The organism is Pseudovibrio sp. Alg231-02, from assembly GCF_900143565.1.
In the GTDB taxonomy this organism is placed as follows: domain Bacteria; phylum Pseudomonadota; class Alphaproteobacteria; order Rhizobiales; family Stappiaceae; genus Pseudovibrio.
Genome location: NZ_FREX01000002.1, coordinates 59,722 through 77,307, shown reverse-complemented (window position 1 = coordinate 77,307; position 17,586 = coordinate 59,722). Strand labels below are relative to the sequence as shown.

The 17,586-nt window shown below is 49.8% G+C and carries 17 protein-coding genes; 1 reads left to right on the top strand and 16 read right to left on the bottom strand.

From position 1 onward, the window contains the following. The first annotated feature begins 675 nt into the window (after positions 1-675). Positions 676-1,275 (top strand): hypothetical protein, encoded by a 600-nt coding sequence (locus tag DHN43_RS05975; protein ID WP_108818055.1) that lies wholly within the window; start codon positions 676-678, stop codon positions 1,273-1,275. A gap of 8 nt (positions 1,276-1,283) precedes the next feature. Here the strand turns inward: DHN43_RS05975 and DHN43_RS05970 are convergent, their stop codons facing one another. From DHN43_RS05970 to DHN43_RS05895, 16 genes are all read right to left on the bottom strand, one after another. After that, entirely contained in the window at positions 1,284-2,048 is a 765-nt protein-coding gene (locus tag DHN43_RS05970; RefSeq protein WP_108818054.1) for an SDR family NAD(P)-dependent oxidoreductase, read from the bottom strand. 59 nt (positions 2,049-2,107) lie between these two features. Then, the gene (locus tag DHN43_RS05965) at positions 2,108-2,479 is read right to left on the bottom strand and encodes a hypothetical protein (protein WP_108818053.1); all 372 of its coding nucleotides are present in this window, start codon (positions 2,477-2,479) and stop codon (positions 2,108-2,110) included. Positions 2,480-2,533: 54 nt separating this feature from the next. After that, positions 2,534-4,609 carry a TonB-dependent receptor plug domain-containing protein gene (locus DHN43_RS05960; protein WP_108818052.1) on the bottom strand — a complete coding sequence of 692 codons (2,076 nt, stop codon included), beginning with the start codon at positions 4,607-4,609 and terminating at the stop codon, positions 2,534-2,536. A 326-nt stretch (positions 4,610-4,935) separates the two neighbouring features. Next, the gene (locus DHN43_RS05955) at positions 4,936-5,580 is read right to left on the bottom strand and encodes a NapC/NirT family cytochrome c (RefSeq protein WP_108818051.1); all 645 of its coding nucleotides are present in this window, start codon (positions 5,578-5,580) and stop codon (positions 4,936-4,938) included. 28 nt (positions 5,581-5,608) lie between these two features. Continuing rightward, positions 5,609-6,052 (bottom strand): nitrate reductase cytochrome c-type subunit, encoded by a 444-nt coding sequence (locus DHN43_RS05950; protein WP_208980620.1) that lies wholly within the window; start codon positions 6,050-6,052, stop codon positions 5,609-5,611. Further along, a complete protein-coding gene (napH, locus tag DHN43_RS05945; protein WP_108818050.1) occupies positions 6,049-6,978 on the bottom strand; it encodes a quinol dehydrogenase ferredoxin subunit NapH in 930 nt (309 codons plus the stop codon). The genes DHN43_RS05950 and napH overlap by 4 nt, the downstream gene beginning before the upstream one ends. Beyond that, complete coding sequence (gene napG, locus DHN43_RS05940) at positions 6,975-7,775, bottom strand: ferredoxin-type protein NapG (protein WP_057461271.1); 801 nt, start codon at positions 7,773-7,775, stop codon at positions 6,975-6,977. The genes napH and napG overlap by 4 nt, the downstream gene beginning before the upstream one ends. A 32-nt stretch (positions 7,776-7,807) precedes the next feature. Next, on the bottom strand, positions 7,808-10,297 hold the full coding sequence (napA, locus tag DHN43_RS05935; protein ID WP_108818049.1) for a nitrate reductase catalytic subunit NapA: 2,490 nt from the start codon (positions 10,295-10,297) through the stop codon (positions 7,808-7,810). 13 nt (positions 10,298-10,310) lie between these two features. Further along, positions 10,311-10,571, bottom strand: coding sequence for a chaperone NapD (locus tag DHN43_RS05930; protein WP_063290102.1), 261 nt, complete (start codon positions 10,569-10,571; stop codon positions 10,311-10,313). Then, positions 10,568-11,062 carry a ferredoxin-type protein NapF gene (gene napF, locus DHN43_RS27605; protein ID WP_373456185.1) on the bottom strand — a complete coding sequence of 165 codons (495 nt, stop codon included), beginning with the start codon at positions 11,060-11,062 and terminating at the stop codon, positions 10,568-10,570. The genes DHN43_RS05930 and napF overlap by 4 nt, the downstream gene beginning before the upstream one ends. 471 nt (positions 11,063-11,533) lie before the next feature. Further along, on the bottom strand, positions 11,534-12,775 hold the full coding sequence (locus DHN43_RS05920) for a carbohydrate porin (RefSeq protein WP_208994942.1): 1,242 nt from the start codon (positions 12,773-12,775) through the stop codon (positions 11,534-11,536). Positions 12,776-13,013: 238 nt separating this feature from the next. Further along, complete coding sequence (locus tag DHN43_RS05915) at positions 13,014-13,262, bottom strand: hypothetical protein (RefSeq protein ID WP_057461267.1); 249 nt, start codon at positions 13,260-13,262, stop codon at positions 13,014-13,016. Then, positions 13,259-13,450 (bottom strand): hypothetical protein, encoded by a 192-nt coding sequence (locus DHN43_RS05910; protein WP_063290104.1) that lies wholly within the window; start codon positions 13,448-13,450, stop codon positions 13,259-13,261. Before DHN43_RS05910 ends, DHN43_RS05915 begins: the two co-directional genes overlap by 4 nt. Before the next feature lie 3 nt (positions 13,451-13,453). Beyond that, on the bottom strand, positions 13,454-15,397 hold the full coding sequence (locus tag DHN43_RS05905; RefSeq protein ID WP_199914783.1) for a nitric oxide reductase activation protein NorD: 1,944 nt from the start codon (positions 15,395-15,397) through the stop codon (positions 13,454-13,456). Between the two features lie 5 nt (positions 15,398-15,402). Next, positions 15,403-16,200, bottom strand: a complete 798-nt coding sequence (locus DHN43_RS05900; RefSeq protein WP_063303159.1) for a CbbQ/NirQ/NorQ/GpvN family protein — start codon at positions 16,198-16,200, stop codon at positions 15,403-15,405. Further along, a complete protein-coding gene (locus tag DHN43_RS05895; RefSeq protein WP_057461264.1) occupies positions 16,200-17,585 on the bottom strand; it encodes a cbb3-type cytochrome c oxidase subunit I in 1,386 nt (461 codons plus the stop codon). The genes DHN43_RS05900 and DHN43_RS05895 overlap by 1 nt, the downstream gene beginning before the upstream one ends. Between the last annotated feature and the right edge of the window lies 1 nt (position 17,586).

The following is a 17,586-nucleotide window of genomic DNA, read 5'->3' as shown; positions in this document are numbered from 1 at the left end:
CTCTTGGAAGCGGCGGAAGCTATACCACGGCCTAAAAAACAGACAAACCAAGAGTAATATCTGGTAATAATCAACAATACATTCAATCGAACTAGATAATAATTACTATGGCAATCTAGGATATTAATAGTGAGTTAACGTTAGTATTCGCAAATTAGTGTTTTAAATATTACTAAAAAACAACTAAGCACTCCTAACAGGGAAGTGTTTATTGGTCTCAATAATGACAGTGTCATCTAAATCACATAGCAACCTGATCAAGAAATAGGTTTTCGGTGACCTATGTAATATGCAGTGAATTCTCAAGGTAGCTAAAACACTGTTTGAGTGTAAAAGTTATAGGTTTATAACCAAACTTTGCCGACTAATAAAAGAACGCCATACTCTAATTTAAAGACACAATCCGCCCAGTAACCCACATTCCTGATCGCATAAATTTCTTCACAGGTAATTCAGGAATATCTTCAGTCACTGTGGCTTATGCTCCTTTAAATCTCAGGAATCATCGAAACTAAGCCTCATTTACTTCACCAACACTCCCCAAACATTCAATCAAAGAGTCGCCAAGCAAAACCTGTCCGTCACGCTCTATAAATAACGCCTTAGCTTTGCTACCCTTGCGTTAGAAACATAGTTATAGGCTGTAAAACGAGTATTCTCAGACAGGCGCGCTTTATGCACGATCAAACCTCTCATTCACCTGACTTTGACGAACTAGACAGAATTGCCCCCAACAAGGCTGGGCGGCGAAACCTCCTGTTCGCTTTGATTGGGAACATCAATTACAGCTGGTCCAACAATGAGAGCACGTTCATCTACATCCTGCAGCATCTCATGCAGACCGACGAGCTCACCGCAACTCTTGTCTTCGGCACTCTCAACACAACCAGGGCAAGGCTGGAGCTAATAGAACGCTTAGCAGACGCAAAGCTAAAAGATGTTGCCCTCAAAAAGAAGCTGCGCCGCATTCTTCGCATCTTCAACGAAAGTACCCGGCTAAGAAATGAATTTAGCCACGCAACTTTCAAGCAGAACCAACAAGGCGAGATCACTCACACCCATTCCATGCGCATTCAACGCAAGAATGGACAGATCCAGCTCGGTGAAATCAAGGCAGTCGACGACGCGCGCATCACCCAAATGGGAAATGCAATCGAGAAGCTTGTTAAACTCAATCGTGAGATCTGGGCATTTCTACCCGAGCTGCAGCAAGCAATGACACATACAACAGAAACCGAGGAAGGTCAGAGATCAACCCATCTCCAACCTTCCTAATCTTATCTCTATGAAGAACTGCGCTTCCCGGCTGTAAGGCCAACCAGTCGGAAATATGCCCAATAAGGGACAAACCGTAGCAGTTTCAAAGCCGTAACGAGCGGGAAAGGAAACGCAATCTCAAAGCTCTTACGGTCAAGGCCTTTCTTGATCCGTTTGGCAGCCCCTTCTGCACTCACGATAAAGGGCATAGGCAACTTGCTATTTTCAGTCATCGCGGTCTTCACAAACCCGGGATTGATGACTGAAAGAGAGAGGTTCGCCCGATCAAAACTCGGTTTCAACGCCTCACAAAGGTTGATGAGCGCAGCTTTTGTAGGGCCATAACTTGCAGCGTAAGGCAGCCCTCCATATCCACTAAGCGAGGAAATGATGGCAACATGCCCGGAGCCGCGTTCTTTCAGCAGTGGGAATAAGTTATGTATGGTCCGCACAGCACCAAAATAATTCGTATCCATCGCACTGACGCAGACTTCCTCGGTCAATGTAGAAAGTCCACCAATGTGAAAAACACCTGCGCAATAAAGCGTCAAATCAGGCAGGCTGGCATTTTCATCAAAATCACGAGCCGCCTGAGCTATCTGCTCATTATCCGTTACATCAAGCGGTAAACTCGTCACTGATGTGTATGTTTCTTTCAGTGCTTCAAGTCGATCAACCCGGCGGCCACTCGCAACAATCTGCCAGCCATCATCTGCGTAAAGCTTGCAGAGCTCCTCACCAATCCCTGAAGTTGCCCCAATAATCCAGACAGTCTTTTTTCGAGATGTCATTCGCACTCCCCCCAAAGCAACATTAGAATTCCCGTGGGAGGAGCAAAGCATAGGTCTGGCTATTGCTGCAACAACTTCTGCGTGCTCACAGCGCACCAGCTCTCGCTTTTGTTTATACTCACCTCACAACTGGCAAGGCTGTCAGCCTCAGAAACAAGCAACTGACCTTCTTCAATCCTGTTGAGATAAACGAAACGCTCCGGCTTATCGCCTTCATCATCAGCACCCGGATGTTCAAACTCAGAGATCTGAGCCGAGCTTTGATGGCAACCAGCATAATGGATCTTAAAGCGCGGCTCCGCCAAAATTTCCTTCAACGCAACAATGCCTTGCTGACATTCCTCAACACTATCTTTTTCAACGTAGGAAGCACCCACCTCACCATTCGGCCCCGCTGAACTCAGCAAAAACATGAGAAGCACGGTTTTCATGTGATGATATCCTTTAAATACAGTCCCATCGCTATTACGGCAGGGCTTTAAAAACTAGAAGATGACACTCGCAGATAGTTTAAACGCCCGGCCCGGTGCAGTGAGTTCTTCGACTGACGGTTTATAGTCTTGGTCAAAGATGTTCTCGACAGCTGCATGCACTTTTAACCTGCGCTTTTCATCGAAATCGTAGGAAAAGCCACCTGCCAGGTTAAGCGTGGCAAAACCGTCCGCTTCATCGATACCACTGCCATCCTTCTGCCGATGCTCGCTGGAGAAGCGACTGTAAAGATCCGCATAGGCTTCAACTCCGTTATCAAAGGCCCAGGACTTCATCACGCCTAGACGGCCAGATACCAACGGCGTGTCGGTATCAAAGGTGTTGGTTGCTCCGGAACTAAATTGGCGCCGCATCAAAGTGATATTGGCATATGGTGTGACCGCCAACTCAGCAAACTGATAGGAAGCAGCAAGTTCGAGCCCCCAAGTCTTAGCCGCATCAATATTCACGTAAATATCTGAGTTTGCAGTGCACTTTGAACCATGAACTGCTGCATCACAATCAACCGATGTGATGTAGTCCTTCGCATCGGTATAAAACGCGCTCGCATCAACAATCAAATTCCCGCGGTCGAAACGCGCACCAATCTCTGCGGTCACTGACGTTTCAGGATCAAGGTCAGCGTTACCATAGATTTTTCCAGCAGGAGAAAATACTGAGCCCAACGTGCTTTGGAGGAGTGTCGGATATACATATCCCTGAGACACATGCGCTCTTAGCGCAAAATTCTCAAAGCCCGTATAGTTTAGACCCAAAGCACCCACAAATGCCTGTTCGCTCTCATCCCGATCACCTGCAGTGCCTTTATTCTCACTCGCAACGAAGTAATAACGGCCACCAGCAGTTAGCGTAAGATCATCATTCAGATCCCACTCATTCTGAAGGAACGCAGACAAAGTCGTAAGTTTTGCCTCATCTCGCTCTGTAATATTGACTGGGAAGACAGGTCCAGGAACGCTGATAGTGGTCGTGCCAGTGCTGAAACTATCCTTATCCAACTGATCCTGGACAGCCTGAAAGCCGATTGAGGTCAACATGTTGTCAAACAAGGTCAGATCAGCTTGCCCATTCAGGCCGAATGTAAGCAGTTCGCTCTCAGTCTTATTATCACGCTTCAAAACTGGCGCTCCAGGAGGAGCCAGCTCATAGTCTACCAGAGCCACACGGTCAATCTGCTGGACGTATCCATCCAAATGGACCTTAGCAATGCTCTCACTTACATCGGTAAAGTCATAGAATATGCCAATTTTAGAACGGTCGCGCTTTGGCAAGTCCATATCAAACTGACGCATCACGAGCCCGATATCAGCAGGATCAGTGTAAACCTCACTTTCCTGCTCAAATCGTTCAGCCTTGATACTAAATTTATGTTGGTCACCAGTGTAGCCAACATAGGCCGTTACACTCTGGTTTTCAAAAGCACTACCTTCCAGCGTGCCATCTGCTGTTTCGCGATCACCATGTTTGGATTTGCTAGCAGAAAACCGATAGTCCCACTGATCAATAGTCCCAGCAGCTGAGCTGAACCCCGTAATACCATCAGTAGAGGAATCGAAGGCCGTTCCGACCTCTACCTGCACGGCACGATCGGCACCCTTCTTAGTGATAATATTTACAACGCCGCCGATAGCTTTCGAGCCATGCAGGACCGAGCCCGGGCCCTTCACCACTTCTATACGCTCGATATCAGACGGAGAAATCAGAAATACAGCACCATAAGAAGTATGATCAGAGATCTCTTGCCCATCTACGAGCACAACATTTCGCGAAGATTCTTCACCACGAATGCTGATCCGCTTCATACCTGCAACGTTGCTATCGATAATCTTGATACCAGGAACATCACGCAGAACCTCAGTTACACTATCTGCGACAGACCGCTCAATCTGCTCGTTCTCCACCACAGCGACGGAGCGGGTTACTTCATCCAGGCTTTGCTCACTACGCGAAGCTGTGACGACAATTGGCCCGAGCTCTTGTGGCTCTGTTTGCTCCTGAGAATATGCACCTGACTGCAGTGCGAGATAGCAGATTCCGGTCATCAAGCCGGAGACAAAACCCTTGGACATCCCTACAACCTTTAATATGAGTTAATTACTCATATTATTGGATTGAGATATCTATCAATGTAAAAATAGCCACTTAAGTAAAATACATGAATATAATACTCATATTTGTGTCATTTTAAACACATCTCATGTTGCTTCTCCTTGCTTCATTTGATTTGGATCAAGCAACCACACAGATGAGGGCTTTTGGCAGATGACAATCAGCAGCTTTGTCAACGACTGATTCGACTCACTTACTTTGGTAGGAGCAAAGAAAAACCCACCTTCAAGAACTCTCAAAGGTGGGTTACTACTCTAGCGCCCTATGCAACTAGCCTAAGCGATGCCTAGTCATAAACAGCAGAGACTTTCTCTTTGTAAGCTTCCAGCGCATTGGCTGGCAGGCTGTGGGCGATGCCTTGGTGGCAATCAATACAGGTCTTGCCTTCCTTGAATGCATCAGAGTGAGCGGCAGAGGCACGACCTTCCTGAAGAACGAAGTCCATAGAGTTGAACTCATGACAGTTACGACACTCGCGACTGTCAGTCTTCTTCATTGCAGTCCAAACATTAGTCGCCAGTTGAAGACGCTTCTCCTCAAACTTCTCCGGACTATCAATGGAGCCCAGAGCCTTGTGATATAGCTCTCTGGAAGCTTGTACTTTGCGAACCACCTTATGCACCCACTCTTTCGGCACATGGCAATCTGGGCAAGTTGCCCGCACTCCAGATGCATTCGCATAGTGGGCCGTCTCGGTATACTCCGCATAAACATTTGCTTCCATCTCATGGCAGCCGATGCAGAATTCTTCGGTATTCGTCATCTCCATGGACCAGTTGAAACTACCCCAAAAAACCACACCGACAACAACGCCAATCAGCAACAGAGCGCCTGCAGAAATTGTCGTTGCAGGATGTCTCAAAAACCGCCAGATCCGCTTGAACAAGCCAGGTCCCTGATCTTTACTGGGAATTGCGCCTTGATTGCTCATATTAATTTCCTCCAGTCAGATGTGCCATCTAGCGTTCGCTTGACGGAGTAAATTCATTCTCCACCAGCGGATCAGCATCGACTTGAGGAACATGGCATTGCGTACAGAACCAGCGTGTACCTGCAACCCGGTCCAGCTGACGTCCTTCACGGTCTGCATAATGTGTCATGGACAGGGTTGGCGCTTTTTTCTCCCCTGCATTAGCCCAATCATGGCACGTCAGACACTGGTTGACTTTCAGGTCGACCTGATAAGCCTCAGTCTTGTGTGGCACCAATGGTGGTTGCTGACGGAACTCACGGTTTACCCGAGTGTTTTGCGGGCGAGCAATCGGCTCGACGAAGACAGGTTCATCAACCTGTACACCCCGCAATGACTTTACCCCCTCTGCATGTGCGCTCAAGGCAGCAAAGCCGGTAAGGTGCAAAACCGCCATAATGGTGATAGCCTTCCAAGGCACTCCCGTTTTCATTTGTGACCTCCCATAGCTTTGGTCGTGACCGGATCGCGGGGGCCCGGTTCGATTGAAGTAGGTTGAATAAGTTGAGTATCGAAACGATGGGTGAAACTGAAAACATCCAGATCGCATACGTCGATACAGCGACCACAAGACGTACAGTCTCGATTTACAATCAGCGGGGTATCATCCCCTTTGCCTCGCAAAGCCGGAGAGATTACGTGGATCTCGGGGCAAACCTCGAAGCAGTCCATACAGTCATCACAAGCATCCCGGTTATTCGCAGAAACCCGCAGCAAGCTCTTGGTGTTGAGCAGCCCATAGACAGCCCCCATAGGACAAAGGTGCCCACACCAACCATGCCGGGAGACAAAGGTGTCGAATAAAAACACCATCAACACCGCAGCCCAGGCAAACCCCATGCCGAACACCAACCCTCGGTGCAGCAAGGTCACGGGATTGACCAGCTCATAAGCAAGAGAGCCAGATCCGGCAGCAACCAGCAGCGTCATGGCCAGCACCCAATATCGGGTGTGCTTTTTCGGCTGCCATCCCTTTTTCAGATCAAGCTTGCGGTGTAACCAGTTGGCGCTATCGGTCACCACGTTCATGGGACAAACCCATGAGCAATACAGCCGACCGCCAAACACGGCGTAAAAGCCAACCACAATGGCAACACCAATCAAACCTGTCAGTTCAGGCCAATGTCCTGTCACCATCGTCTGCAGCAGCAGGAACGGGTCTGTCAGCGGAAGGATATCCAGCGTCATGCTGGAGGTCAGTGTTCCTTTGACAATCCAGAGGCCTGCCCACGGCCCTGCAAGGAAGAGAGCCAGAATGAGCAATTGCGAACTCCGTCTGAGCAACAGAAACCTGTTGCGCAGCACCCAGCTTCTCTTCTTCTCTTTTGGTACATGAGCGTCTAATGCATGAGTGGTCATGGCCGCCCCTTCCCTGGCTGGAATACGGGCTCAAACCCACCAGCATCCGGCACACGATCAGGCAGATCAATCACACCGGGAACCAACGCATTTCCTGCTTTTGCTTTTTCCTCCCAACCAAGCCGGTAGTGCTCAGCACTCTCAGCTCTGGCAATACGGCGAGGAAGAACCTTGATTGCAGCTTCTGGCAACACACACGACTGCTCGCATTTACCGCAACCCGTGCAGACGTCTGCATAGACTGTTGGCGAAAAGACTGCGTGACTACCGGTCCGCGTGTTTGGTGTCATTTCGAGTGTGATCGCTTCATCAATCAGCGGGCAAACCCGATAACAAACCTCACAACGCAAACCGAGAAAGTTAAGGCAGTTCTCCTGGTCTATCAGAACAGCCACACCCATATCAGCATCGTCGATATCGGTGAGAGAATGATCCAGTGCCCCTGTCGGACAGGCAGCAACACAAGGAATATCCTCACACATTTCACAAGGCACATCGCGGGCTGTAAAGTATGGCGTTCCTGTTGCCGGGCCAGTTTCACCAAGCTCGGCGAGTTTCAGCGTGTCATATGGGCAATCGCGAACACACAGTCCGCATCGCACACACGCACTCAAAAACTCTTCTTCAGAGAGAGCTCCGGGCGGTCTGATGGCGTCGGCAGGAAAAGCCTTAGCCTGCGCCTGATAGACCGTCAGAAACGTCGCAGCAACAGCACAGCCACACGCTGTGCGGGCCGCGTCGCCAAGAAACTGGCGACGCTTTGCACTGCTGAGGCCTGTCTTTTTGAGATCAGACATGGTTCTTATCCATTGCTGCTCAGAGGGTTGCTCTAAGCGCTTTCCACCTTACAAGCGCACTTTTTGTAGTCGGTTTCTTTCGAAATCGGACAAGTGGCATCGAGTGTAAGCTTGTTGGTCAACTGGTTTGCATCGAAGAAAGGCATGTAAACCAAACCTTTTGGAACCTTGTTCCGGCCCCTGGTTTCCAGGCGTGTCAGCACTTCACCACGACGAGTGGAGATAGTGACTTCCTGCCCTCTGCGAAGACCACGCTCCCGTGCATCTTGCGGATGCATAAACAGAACAGCAGACGGGAATGCCCGATGAAGCTCTGGGACGCGCTGCGTCATGGAGCCTGTATGCCAGTGTTCAAGCACACGACCGGTGCAGAGCCAGAGGTCATACTCATTGTCTGGCACTTCTGCTGGCGGCTCATAAGGTGCGAAGATGATGTTCGCCTTGCCATCAGGCTTACCGTAGAATTTAACGCCCTCGCCTCTTTTAACGTAAGGATCATAACCTTCACGGAAGCGATAAAGTGTTTCCTTGCCATCAACCACTGGCCAGCGGAGACCCCGCGCTTTGTGGTAGACATCAAAGTCAGCCAAGTCGTGCGCATGGCCACGCCCAAATTCGGCGTATTCTTCAAACAACCCTTTTTGAACGTAGAAGCCGAAGTCTTCAGACTCATGGTTATTGAAGCCTTCTTTGACTTCAGAGACCGGGAACTTATCGACGACCCCATTGGCATAAAGCACTTCAAAGAGTGTCTTGCCGCGCAACTCAGGCATTTTGGCAAGCAGTTCTTCAGGCCAGACTTCTTCTGTCTTGAAGTACTTAGAGAACTCCATAACCTGCCAGACATCTGACATGGCTTCACCCGGAGCTTTCACCTGCTGACGCCAGAACTGGGTACGGCGCTCTGCGTTACCATAGGCCCCTTCTTTTTCCACCCACATAGCCGTTGGCAGAATAAGATCAGCAGCCATTGCCGTGACGGTTGGATATGGATCAGAGACAACAATGAAGTTCTCAGGATTACGATACCCCGGCCAGCCTTCCTCGTTCATATTAGGAGCTGCTTGCAGGTTATTCGTGCACTGAACCCAATAGGCATTCAGCTTGCCATCTTTAAGCATGCGATGATGCAGAACTGCATGGTACCCAGGCTTGGCAGGAATTGTTCCTTCAGGAATTTTCCAGGCAGTCTCACAGATTTCACGGTGCTTAGGATTTTTGACCACCATGTCTGCAGGCAGACGGTGCGCAAACGTTCCGACCTCACGGGCAGTACCACACGCAGATGGCTGACCCGTCAGCGAAAATGGACCATTGCCAGGCTCAGAGATCTTACCAGTCAGGAGATGAATGTTGTAGCAAAGGCTGTTCACCCAGCTGCCACGTGAGTGCTGGTTAAAGCCCATTGTCCAGAGAGACATCACCTTCCGGTTAGGATCAGCATAGATCTTCGCCAGCTTCAGAAGCTTTTCAGCCGGAACGCCAGACATTTCTTCTGTATACTCAAGCGTATACTTGGAAACGAGCTGCTTATACTCCTCAAAGTCAATTTTGGAGATCTTACCAGAACCAGCATTTTCGGCAGCCTGCTCGCGCGGATCATTCGGACGCAAGCCGTAACCGATATCTGTCGCGGTTTTGGTGATGTTGACGTGCTTATTGACGAAGTCCCAGTTCACCGCATCATTTTCGATGATGTAGTTGGCGATGAAGTTGAGGATCACCAGATCGCTCTGTGGCGTAAACACCATTCCGTTGTCAGCAAGTTCAAAACAACGGTGCTCAAAAGTGGAGAGCACATGAACTTCACAACCCGGTTTGGTCAGACGGGTATCTGTAATACGGGACCAAAGGATTGGGTGCATCTCAGCCATGTTCGAGCCCCAAAGCACGAATGCATCGGCAAGCTCCATGTCATCATAACAACCCATTGGCTCATCAATACCAAAGGTACGAATGAAAGCAGCCACAGCTGACGCCATGCAATGACGGGCATTCGGATCAATGTTGTTGGAGCGCAGACCTGCCTTCATAAACTTGGAAGCAGCGTAACCTTCCCAGATAGTCCACTGACCAGAGCCAAACATACCAACGGCAGTTGGGCCTTTTTCCTTCAATGCGTCCTTGAACTTTTCGGACATGACAGTGAAAGCTTCATCCCAGGAGACAGGCTCAAACTCGCCATGCTTGTCATAAACGCCAGCGGTCTTGCGGAGCAGCGGTGTTGTCAGGCGATCCTTGCCGTACATGATCTTGGAAAGGAAATAGCCTTTGATACAGTTCAAGCCGCGGTTCACTGGTGCATCTGGATCACCTTGAGTGGCGACAACACGGTCGTCTTTAACACCCACAAGGAGAGAGCAGCCTGTTCCGCAAAAGCGGCAAACAGCCTTGTCCCAGCGTATATCGGAGGCTTTTCCCTGAGCCTCGGCAGACTTTGGTAAAGCGATGCCAGCCGCAGAAGCAGTTGCTGCAACCGCTGCTGACTTTATAATATCTCTGCGAGATGCCGTGATTGACATGTTTTGCCTCCCGTTAGGCCGCCTTCAGGTCAGGGTCGGTGTTTGGTTCGAATTGATGATAGGTAAGACCAGCGGATACGACGCCCGGCGTCCGGTGAATTTCCAGCACCTGCTGATCAGCGAAGGACTCTTCCGTATCCTCTGCAGTCACAACAAGCTGGCTCGTATCCTCTTTGGTGATATGAACTTCCACGCCCGGCAGGGCGGACAATGCTTCAGAAACCTCTTGGGTTTTTCCCGCTAAGCAACTAACGAGAACGCCGCAAATGTTCATAGAACCTCCTCTTGGAGTTTAATTTCGCGCATTTCGATGGATCCATTGGGACAGGCAACAAGGCAGGCACCGCACCCGGTACAGGCGTCACCGTCCAAATCAGGAATTTGCTGGCCGCCTAGGCCAAGATGAAATCGGATTGCCCTCATCTCACAAAAGTCCGCGCAGGCCCGGCACGCGATCTTTTGATAAGAAAGGCAGTTAGAGCCGATCGTTGCTTTCATCGCCCAGGGAGCGTCTTCGGTCTTAACGAGCGCTCCTTCTTTGCAAACGTCGACGCACGCTTCACAGAAGGTGCAGGGTCCCACCCCAAAATCGACAACAGCCAATCGACTCCGCTCAGAAATTCGAAGGATCTTTTCAGGACACGCCGAAACACAATCACCGCAACCGGTGCATACATCGGAAAATTCAACTTTACCAATACTGTAAGGCGGACACGGCTTATCCTCCTCATACTTGGACATACCAAGAAAATGCCGCCTTCCCATCTGCGCTTGCATGATAGAATCAACTTCTCAACTGAACTGAGAAAAATATATCAACGAGATTACTTTTGTATTTTGATTGCAATCAAATTGAATGCTTCAGAAATACTAGTACGAATAACTCAAGATTTAAATTTAACTTGAGTTTACATCTCACGTTTCCGTGATAATTTAGCTTTCGTCCACATTTCAAATTACTTCAAACTAAACTAATTTAGTGATTTCTGAAGTAACATCAGTGCGTTCATCAAAGCCCCCCGAAATCCGGTCCTGAAACCGACTATTTTAAAGCTGAAATTTTGTACTGCTTTTGTGGAGGCTGATGCACTTTGTAAAACTATTACGCACACTCAAAAACACAAAGATTACAGTGGATTTCCGCGTGCTTTTTCTTGGTCGTGTGCTGATGTTTTTTGCAAGTGATTTGCACTCTCGAAAACGAGCTATTTTTCTGAAAAAACAACGTCTTTAGGCCTAAAAATCAACGGACATTTCGAAGCCAACAACCCATGCATCAGAGATATTTGTCTGGCCATTTGGGTTCACCACATACTGCCCATCGACCGTCGTATAGAACCATTCCGTAAACTGAAAACGATGGTTCACCTCAAACACAAGTTCATAGGTCTGGCCTGGCAGGTCATCACTGAAGAAACCAAGATAAAATGCACCCGCTGTGATGTCGTTATCCCGGCTATCAAGCAGTCCTTTGTAGTAGGCACCACCACTCACTCCATAAGGCAAACTGTTGATGCTTTGTTGTGGCGCAAGCGTAAAAAGCCCCCAGAGATTAAGGCCTTGATCCGGTTGCTCTTCATAGACCATCTGGTTCGCTATGAAATAGAGCCCCCAGTTGCCCTCTTCCGTCGCGTTTGCATCGGTGAAAGGCGTGTAATCACTGGTATCATAATAGCCGCCAAGCATATACTGCCCCGGTAAATAAGCACTAGTCTTCTCCTGCCCAACCAGAATCCCACCTTCTGCAATCACCAACACGCCGTCTTCGGGATTGAACTTGAAGTTAAATCCTTGATCTTCGTTGTCCTGCGCATTCAGGTCTGCGTTGTATGCACCCACAGAAAGGTAGAGAAAGTCCTCCGGTTTCACTGTTCCCCGAACACCCCACTGGCTGAAAGGGGGAGTAGTAAATGAAGGCAAGTTTTCAAGGAGTTGGGCCGGGTTCCCATTGACAGCGCTGTTGACATAAAGCGGGAAAGCCTCACTGAACGCAAAGTCCGCCCCCGCAGAAAGTCGACCTATCGCAATCTCCACCCGATCATTCGCCAGCGTCTGCAAAATGTTCATCTGCGAGATACCGAAAACATCGCCGATAAAGATCTGCGCCACATCAAAAACGTTATTGATGTCTTCACCAGACAAATCTCGCCCAAGCCCCTGATACAAACCAAGACTGAAACTGGTTCCGCTCAAGCCCATCAGTTTTTCAAAGTCAAAGTTGATATTGGCCCCGAGCGCTCCGGCATAAGCAGCACTTTGCCGTTCTCCTCCAACCGGATTTGCCATGATATCGTGGGTGTAGTTCAACTCCGGATCGATACCCATATCGTTGAGCTTCGTCCGATACCCGCCCCAGTCTCCGGTCGCCGTCTCCCAATCACCCCAATTCAACGGCCAATGGGAGTCTTGCGCCTGCGCCATGCCGTTGAAAAGCACATAAAAACAAAGGCATGCGAGCAGCAGACAACGCCACTTCATCACACTTGCTAATGATGTTAGGGCAACAGACGCTCGCAACTGTTGTTTCTCCTGTCAGGAAACACCAAATCAGATGGAACGCAGCACAACTCCAGTGGAACAACGCTATGCTGGCACATTAATTTTTGCTTCTGAATTGATAAAACTGTCAATCAGAACAATCGGATGGCAACAGCGCACAAAAAAAGCGCGATCTTTGTAGATCGCGCTCGACTTCCGATGCTTGCAAAACAGATAGTTAGTCCAGCAAACCATCCGATTTATCCATGAGGTAACGGATATGTTTTGCAAAGGGATACGCAAACGGATAGCCCAATACAACACCGCCAGCCATCGCAAGATAAGGTGACATCACTGGCCATCCAACCCATGAGAAAATCAGCGACAAAAAGAAGAGGTTGATACCGACAGCTCCAATACCCAGTGGGTAAAGATAGAGTGCCAACCTTCTTACACTGATGCGATTGCTGAGGTCTTCTTCACTCATCTGCCTTTTACAACCCGGTGCACGATATAAAGTGAGACAACAAGCATAACAGTAGCAAGACCAAACCACAGCTCAGCAGTCGCACTTTGCGGCTGAGGCACAGGACGTTGGTATCCGGAAACTGCAGCCATCGCGGACAAAGGCAGCAGACCTGCCATAAAGCCCATAACCATATAGAAAAGCTTCATAATCTAATACTCCCTTGTCAGGCTTCTATAAATATCCGGTAGCGCACGTGTCAGGCGTTCCGGATTTGGGAAGAGCGTATAACCACCTTTACCAAAGATACGGGCAAACCAATCCTGCCCATCCTCATCAACAATCACACCATGAACGGCCATGCCCAGTTTGCGGGCTTCACGAACAGCCATATGACTGTCTTCAATTCCGTGAATGCCTTCATAGTGATCAAGATCGTTCGGCTTTCCATCTGTTAGTACAATCAAAAGCTTCCGCTGTGTTTGCTGCAAGGCAAGCTGCGCAGTGGTATGCCGGATCGCCGCTCCCAAACGGGTGTAGTAACAAGGCTTGAGCCCGCCAATCTTTGCGATCACCTCATCCGTCATCGGCTCATTGAAGTCTTTGGCTTTGTTCATGAAAACCCGGTCGCGTTTCAATGAAGAAAAGCCCCAGACCCCCAGATGATCGCCACTCGCATCAACTCCGCCAGACAAAGCAGCAAGCGCGGCCCCCGCAATCTCGATAACATTGGAATCGCCAACCGCACTCTCAGTAGAACGGGATGTATCAAGCAACATAGCAACGGATAGATCGCGCTCAACCGCACGTGAATCCTGGAAGATCCGATCGGATGCGTAACCTGAAGCCTTTAGATCAACCTGAGCCGTCACCAAAGCATCCAGATCCAGCTCGCTGCCTTCAGCCTGACGCATCTGCATGATCCGCTTTGGACGCAACGCTTCAAACTGGCGCTTCACCTGACGAATGCGGCGCTTATGGTAAGGATCCGTGAGCAGCACGCTCTCATAATCAGGCTCGGCATCCTTCTCCAGAACGCGGCAATGATCTTCTAAAAACTTACGTTGGCGGTGATCCCACTCAGGATATGTGAATTTGTCGGAAAGGCGTTCGTGGTCTGCATCTTCTGGAGACAAATCCAGATGCAGTCGCAACCGTGTCGCTGCTTTCCGCTGATTTTTCGAAAGGCTGATATAATCCTGATCATCAGCAGCTTTCTGGGCATTTTCCTCTTCGTCGTCATCGGTACTGCGATTGAGGTTCATGCTTTCTACCCAGGAGAGGATCGCCTCAAACCGGTGTAGAATAAAACTGTCTTTACGATCCGCCTGCTCCCGCTTTTCGCGTTTAGCTTTGCGTTTCGTTGTTGCACTTGATCCTTGCGGCGTAGGCGGCGCCTGCTCATCCGAGCGCTCTTCACCACGCTCACCGTTGACCAACTCGCTGGAAACCCAGATCGGCACAGGTGCAAAGGTGCAATATCCGCGCGGAGCTGTCAGCTTCCAGCGCTCATCAACACATTCCATCGCCTTGCGAATTGTTGCACTTGTGCTGGTGACAGCCCGCGGGCCGCCAAGCAATTCCAGAACAATGGCTTCAACTGCAGCTTCCCACTCAGGAAGGCTTGGACGCTTACGAGTTTGCAGAAGAAATTCGCAGGACTGACGGAAGAAATCATGGAGACCAACGCACTTGCCCCAAACACGTTCAATCGCCTGTTTGGCCAAAGCCAATGCCTGAACATCCGCCTGCAACGGATCCTCTGGCTTTGCCTGCACATCGCAGTTCGCTGCAAATGCAGCAAGCCAGATGTAATGGGCCCGGTTCATTTCGGCCTCTGGAAAAACGCCAAGAACCGGAGGAAGTCTCAAACGTTCGCCGTCAAACTCTGGCAGAAAGATTGTTTCTGCAGCGTTGCCGAGCTTACGCTTAACGGGCATGCGGTAGGTTGAAGCCGTCGCCGGAGCTTGACTGATCTCGACTTTAGCTTCACCACCTAACCCGCGAAACACCACTTGCACGGAGGTGCGAAGCTTAGCCAGCTCGACCTCCATATCCTCATGGTGCACTGGAGCACCCAGGCTTGAAGCATAATCATGCCACAGATTACCTACGGCTTCTTCAGGCTCTAAAAACTCCAGTATTTGCTCTTTCATCAGGCTCACCCGTAAACAACTGCGATCAAATCACGAAGCGCAACCTGAACATCAGGCTCATCACTCAGTGGCTCAACAACAGAGTATTGCAGTGCTTTTTCAACTGGCATACCACCAGCAATCAGGGATGCAGCATAAATCAGCAAGCGAGTGGAAACACCCTCTTCCAGATCCAGGCTGGAAAGACCACGGATATGGCCGGCAAGACGAACCAAGGATTTGGAACGCTCAACATCCAGTCCGCTTTCTTTAGCAACGACCTGTATCTCGGTTTCCGCATCAGGAAAGTCGAAGGTCGTGGAGAGGAAGCGCTGCCGTGTGGAAGGCTTCATCTGCTTCAGAACGTTCTGATAGCCGGGGTTGTAGCTGGCAACGAGCATGAAGTTCGCAGGAGCTTGCAGCTCTTCGCCAGTTCTCTCAATGATGAGACGACGACGGTTATCGGTCAGCGGGTGCAAAACAACCGCAACGTCTTTCCGTGCTTCGATCACTTCATCAAGATAGCAGATCGCACCTTCGCGAACAGCGCGGGTCAGCGGGCCATCAACCCACTCAGTCACGCCACCTTTAAGCAGGTAACGACCAATAAGGTCTGCTGCGGAAAGATCATCGTGGCAAGCCACGGTGTAGATCGGACGACCCAGCTTTGCGGCCATGTGTTCCACAAAGCGGGTTTTGCCGCAGCCCGTCGGCCCCTTCAAAAGAAGGGGCAGACCTTTGTTAAAAGCCGTTTCAAATAATGCACATTCATCGGCGATAGGCTGATAATAGGGCACATCAAAAACGTGGTTCTGTACAGTCATTAACGACCACCTTCCAGAACTGCTTGGGCTTCAGGAGTACTACCGGTCGTTGGTTTGGAACCAGAGTTCGCTGTGAACAATTCCTTGCGCGGTACGAGCAAGGAGTAGATGAACAGCAGAGCACCAATCACAACAGCCGCACCAGCACCGAAGCGCATGATGTAGAACACTGTCAGCTGGTCCTGTACGGACATGAAGTCTTCACCAACAACACGCTGCATGTGTGTCTGGATGGTTCCGGCAAATGTCAGCACGAAGGTCATGAAGGACATACCACCAGTCATGAGCCAGAAGCTGCCCATGTTGAGAACCTGGTTGTATGGGTTACGACCTTTAAGCAATGGCATTGCGTAAGTGAAGATCGCAAGGTTCAGAGCAACGTATGCGCCGAAGAAGGCAAGGTGACCGTGCGCTGCAGTGATCTGTGTACCGTGTGAGTAGAAGTTCACACCGTGCAGAGTATGCAGGAAGCCCCATACGCCAGCGCCGAAGAACGCGACAGTTGCAGAACCGAGAGACCACAGCAGAGCTGCTTTGTTTGGATGGTTCTTACGACCTTTCCAGACCATGACGAAGGAGAAGGTCATCATCAGGAAGAATGGTATGACTTCCAGAGTAGAGAAGACGGAACCAATCCACTGCCAGTAGCCAGGCAAGCCGATCCAGTAATAGTGGTGTCCTGTACCAAGAATACCGGAGAACAGAGCAGTCGCTACGATGATGTAGAGCCACTTCTCGATCACTTCGCGGTCAACACCGGTGAGTTTCAGCATCAGGAAGCCAAGGATGGAAGCCATCACAAGTTCCCAGGTACCTTCTACCCAAAGGTGAACAACGTACCACCAGTACATTTTATCAAGGCTCAGGTTGTCTGGGTTGTAGAATGCAAACAGCCACAGCAGGGAAAGAGCCCAAAGGCCAATCACCAGAATGTTTGTGATCGCAGTCTTACGACCTTTCAACACAGTCATTGAGATGTTGAAGAGGAAGATCAACGCAGCAACAAGAATGCCGACTTTAACCCAGAGCGGCTGCTCGAGGAATTCACGGCCTTCATGGATGCCCATGATGTAACTGACAACAGCACCCAGTGTACCAACCACAAGAATGATCAGCTGAATGTAAGCGAGCTTAACGGAGTGGATCTCACGTTCGCTCTCTTCCGGGATGATGAAGTAAGCCGCACCAAAGAAGCCCAGCAGAAGCCAGACGATCAGTGCGTTGGTGTGCAACATGCGAACGATGTTGAACGGCAGCAACTCCGAAAGGAAGTTAGGTGCAACATAAATCCAGCCAGCGAGCAAACCGCCCAGAACCTGGATTGCGAATAGGCCAAGCGCAGCTACGAAGTAGGCATACGCGACTTTTTGAGAACTGTATTTCATA

What these genes read in the sequence shown, in the direction of transcription:
- DHN43_RS05965 (WP_108818053.1), bottom strand. Translation starts at nt 2,479, where the DNA reads ATGAAAACCGTGCTTCTCATGTTTTTGCTGAGTTCAGCGGGGCCGAAT.
- napH (WP_108818050.1), bottom strand. Translation starts at nt 6,978, where the DNA reads ATGACCACTCATGCATTAGACGCTCATGTACCAAAAGAGAAGAAGAGA.
- napA (WP_108818049.1), bottom strand. Translation starts at nt 10,297, where the DNA reads ATGTCAATCACGGCATCTCGCAGAGATATTATAAAGTCAGCAGCGGTT.
- DHN43_RS05905 (WP_199914783.1), bottom strand. Translation starts at nt 15,397, where the DNA reads ATGAAAGAGCAAATACTGGAGTTTTTAGAGCCTGAAGAAGCCGTAGGT.
- napF (WP_373456185.1), bottom strand. Translation starts at nt 11,062, where the DNA reads ATGGGAAGGCGGCATTTTCTTGGTATGTCCAAGTATGAGGAGGATAAG.
- DHN43_RS05920 (WP_208994942.1), bottom strand. Translation starts at nt 12,775, where the DNA reads ATGAAGTGGCGTTGTCTGCTGCTCGCATGCCTTTGTTTTTATGTGCTT.
- DHN43_RS05910 (WP_063290104.1), bottom strand. Translation starts at nt 13,450, where the DNA reads ATGAAGCTTTTCTATATGGTTATGGGCTTTATGGCAGGTCTGCTGCCT.
- DHN43_RS05915 (WP_057461267.1), bottom strand. Translation starts at nt 13,262, where the DNA reads ATGAGTGAAGAAGACCTCAGCAATCGCATCAGTGTAAGAAGGTTGGCA.
- DHN43_RS05975 (WP_108818055.1), top strand. Translation starts at nt 676, where the DNA reads ATGCACGATCAAACCTCTCATTCACCTGACTTTGACGAACTAGACAGA.
- DHN43_RS05955 (WP_108818051.1), bottom strand. Translation starts at nt 5,580, where the DNA reads ATGAGCAATCAAGGCGCAATTCCCAGTAAAGATCAGGGACCTGGCTTG.
- DHN43_RS05950 (WP_208980620.1), bottom strand. Translation starts at nt 6,052, where the DNA reads ATGAAAACGGGAGTGCCTTGGAAGGCTATCACCATTATGGCGGTTTTG.
- DHN43_RS05895 (WP_057461264.1), bottom strand. Translation starts at nt 17,585, where the DNA reads ATGAAATACAGTTCTCAAAAAGTCGCGTATGCCTACTTCGTAGCTGCG.
- DHN43_RS05930 (WP_063290102.1), bottom strand. Translation starts at nt 10,571, where the DNA reads ATGAACATTTGCGGCGTTCTCGTTAGTTGCTTAGCGGGAAAAACCCAA.
- DHN43_RS05970 (WP_108818054.1), bottom strand. Translation starts at nt 2,048, where the DNA reads ATGACATCTCGAAAAAAGACTGTCTGGATTATTGGGGCAACTTCAGGG.
- DHN43_RS05900 (WP_063303159.1), bottom strand. Translation starts at nt 16,200, where the DNA reads ATGACTGTACAGAACCACGTTTTTGATGTGCCCTATTATCAGCCTATC.
- napG (WP_057461271.1), bottom strand. Translation starts at nt 7,775, where the DNA reads ATGTCTGATCTCAAAAAGACAGGCCTCAGCAGTGCAAAGCGTCGCCAG.
- DHN43_RS05960 (WP_108818052.1), bottom strand. Translation starts at nt 4,609, where the DNA reads ATGTCCAAGGGTTTTGTCTCCGGCTTGATGACCGGAATCTGCTATCTC.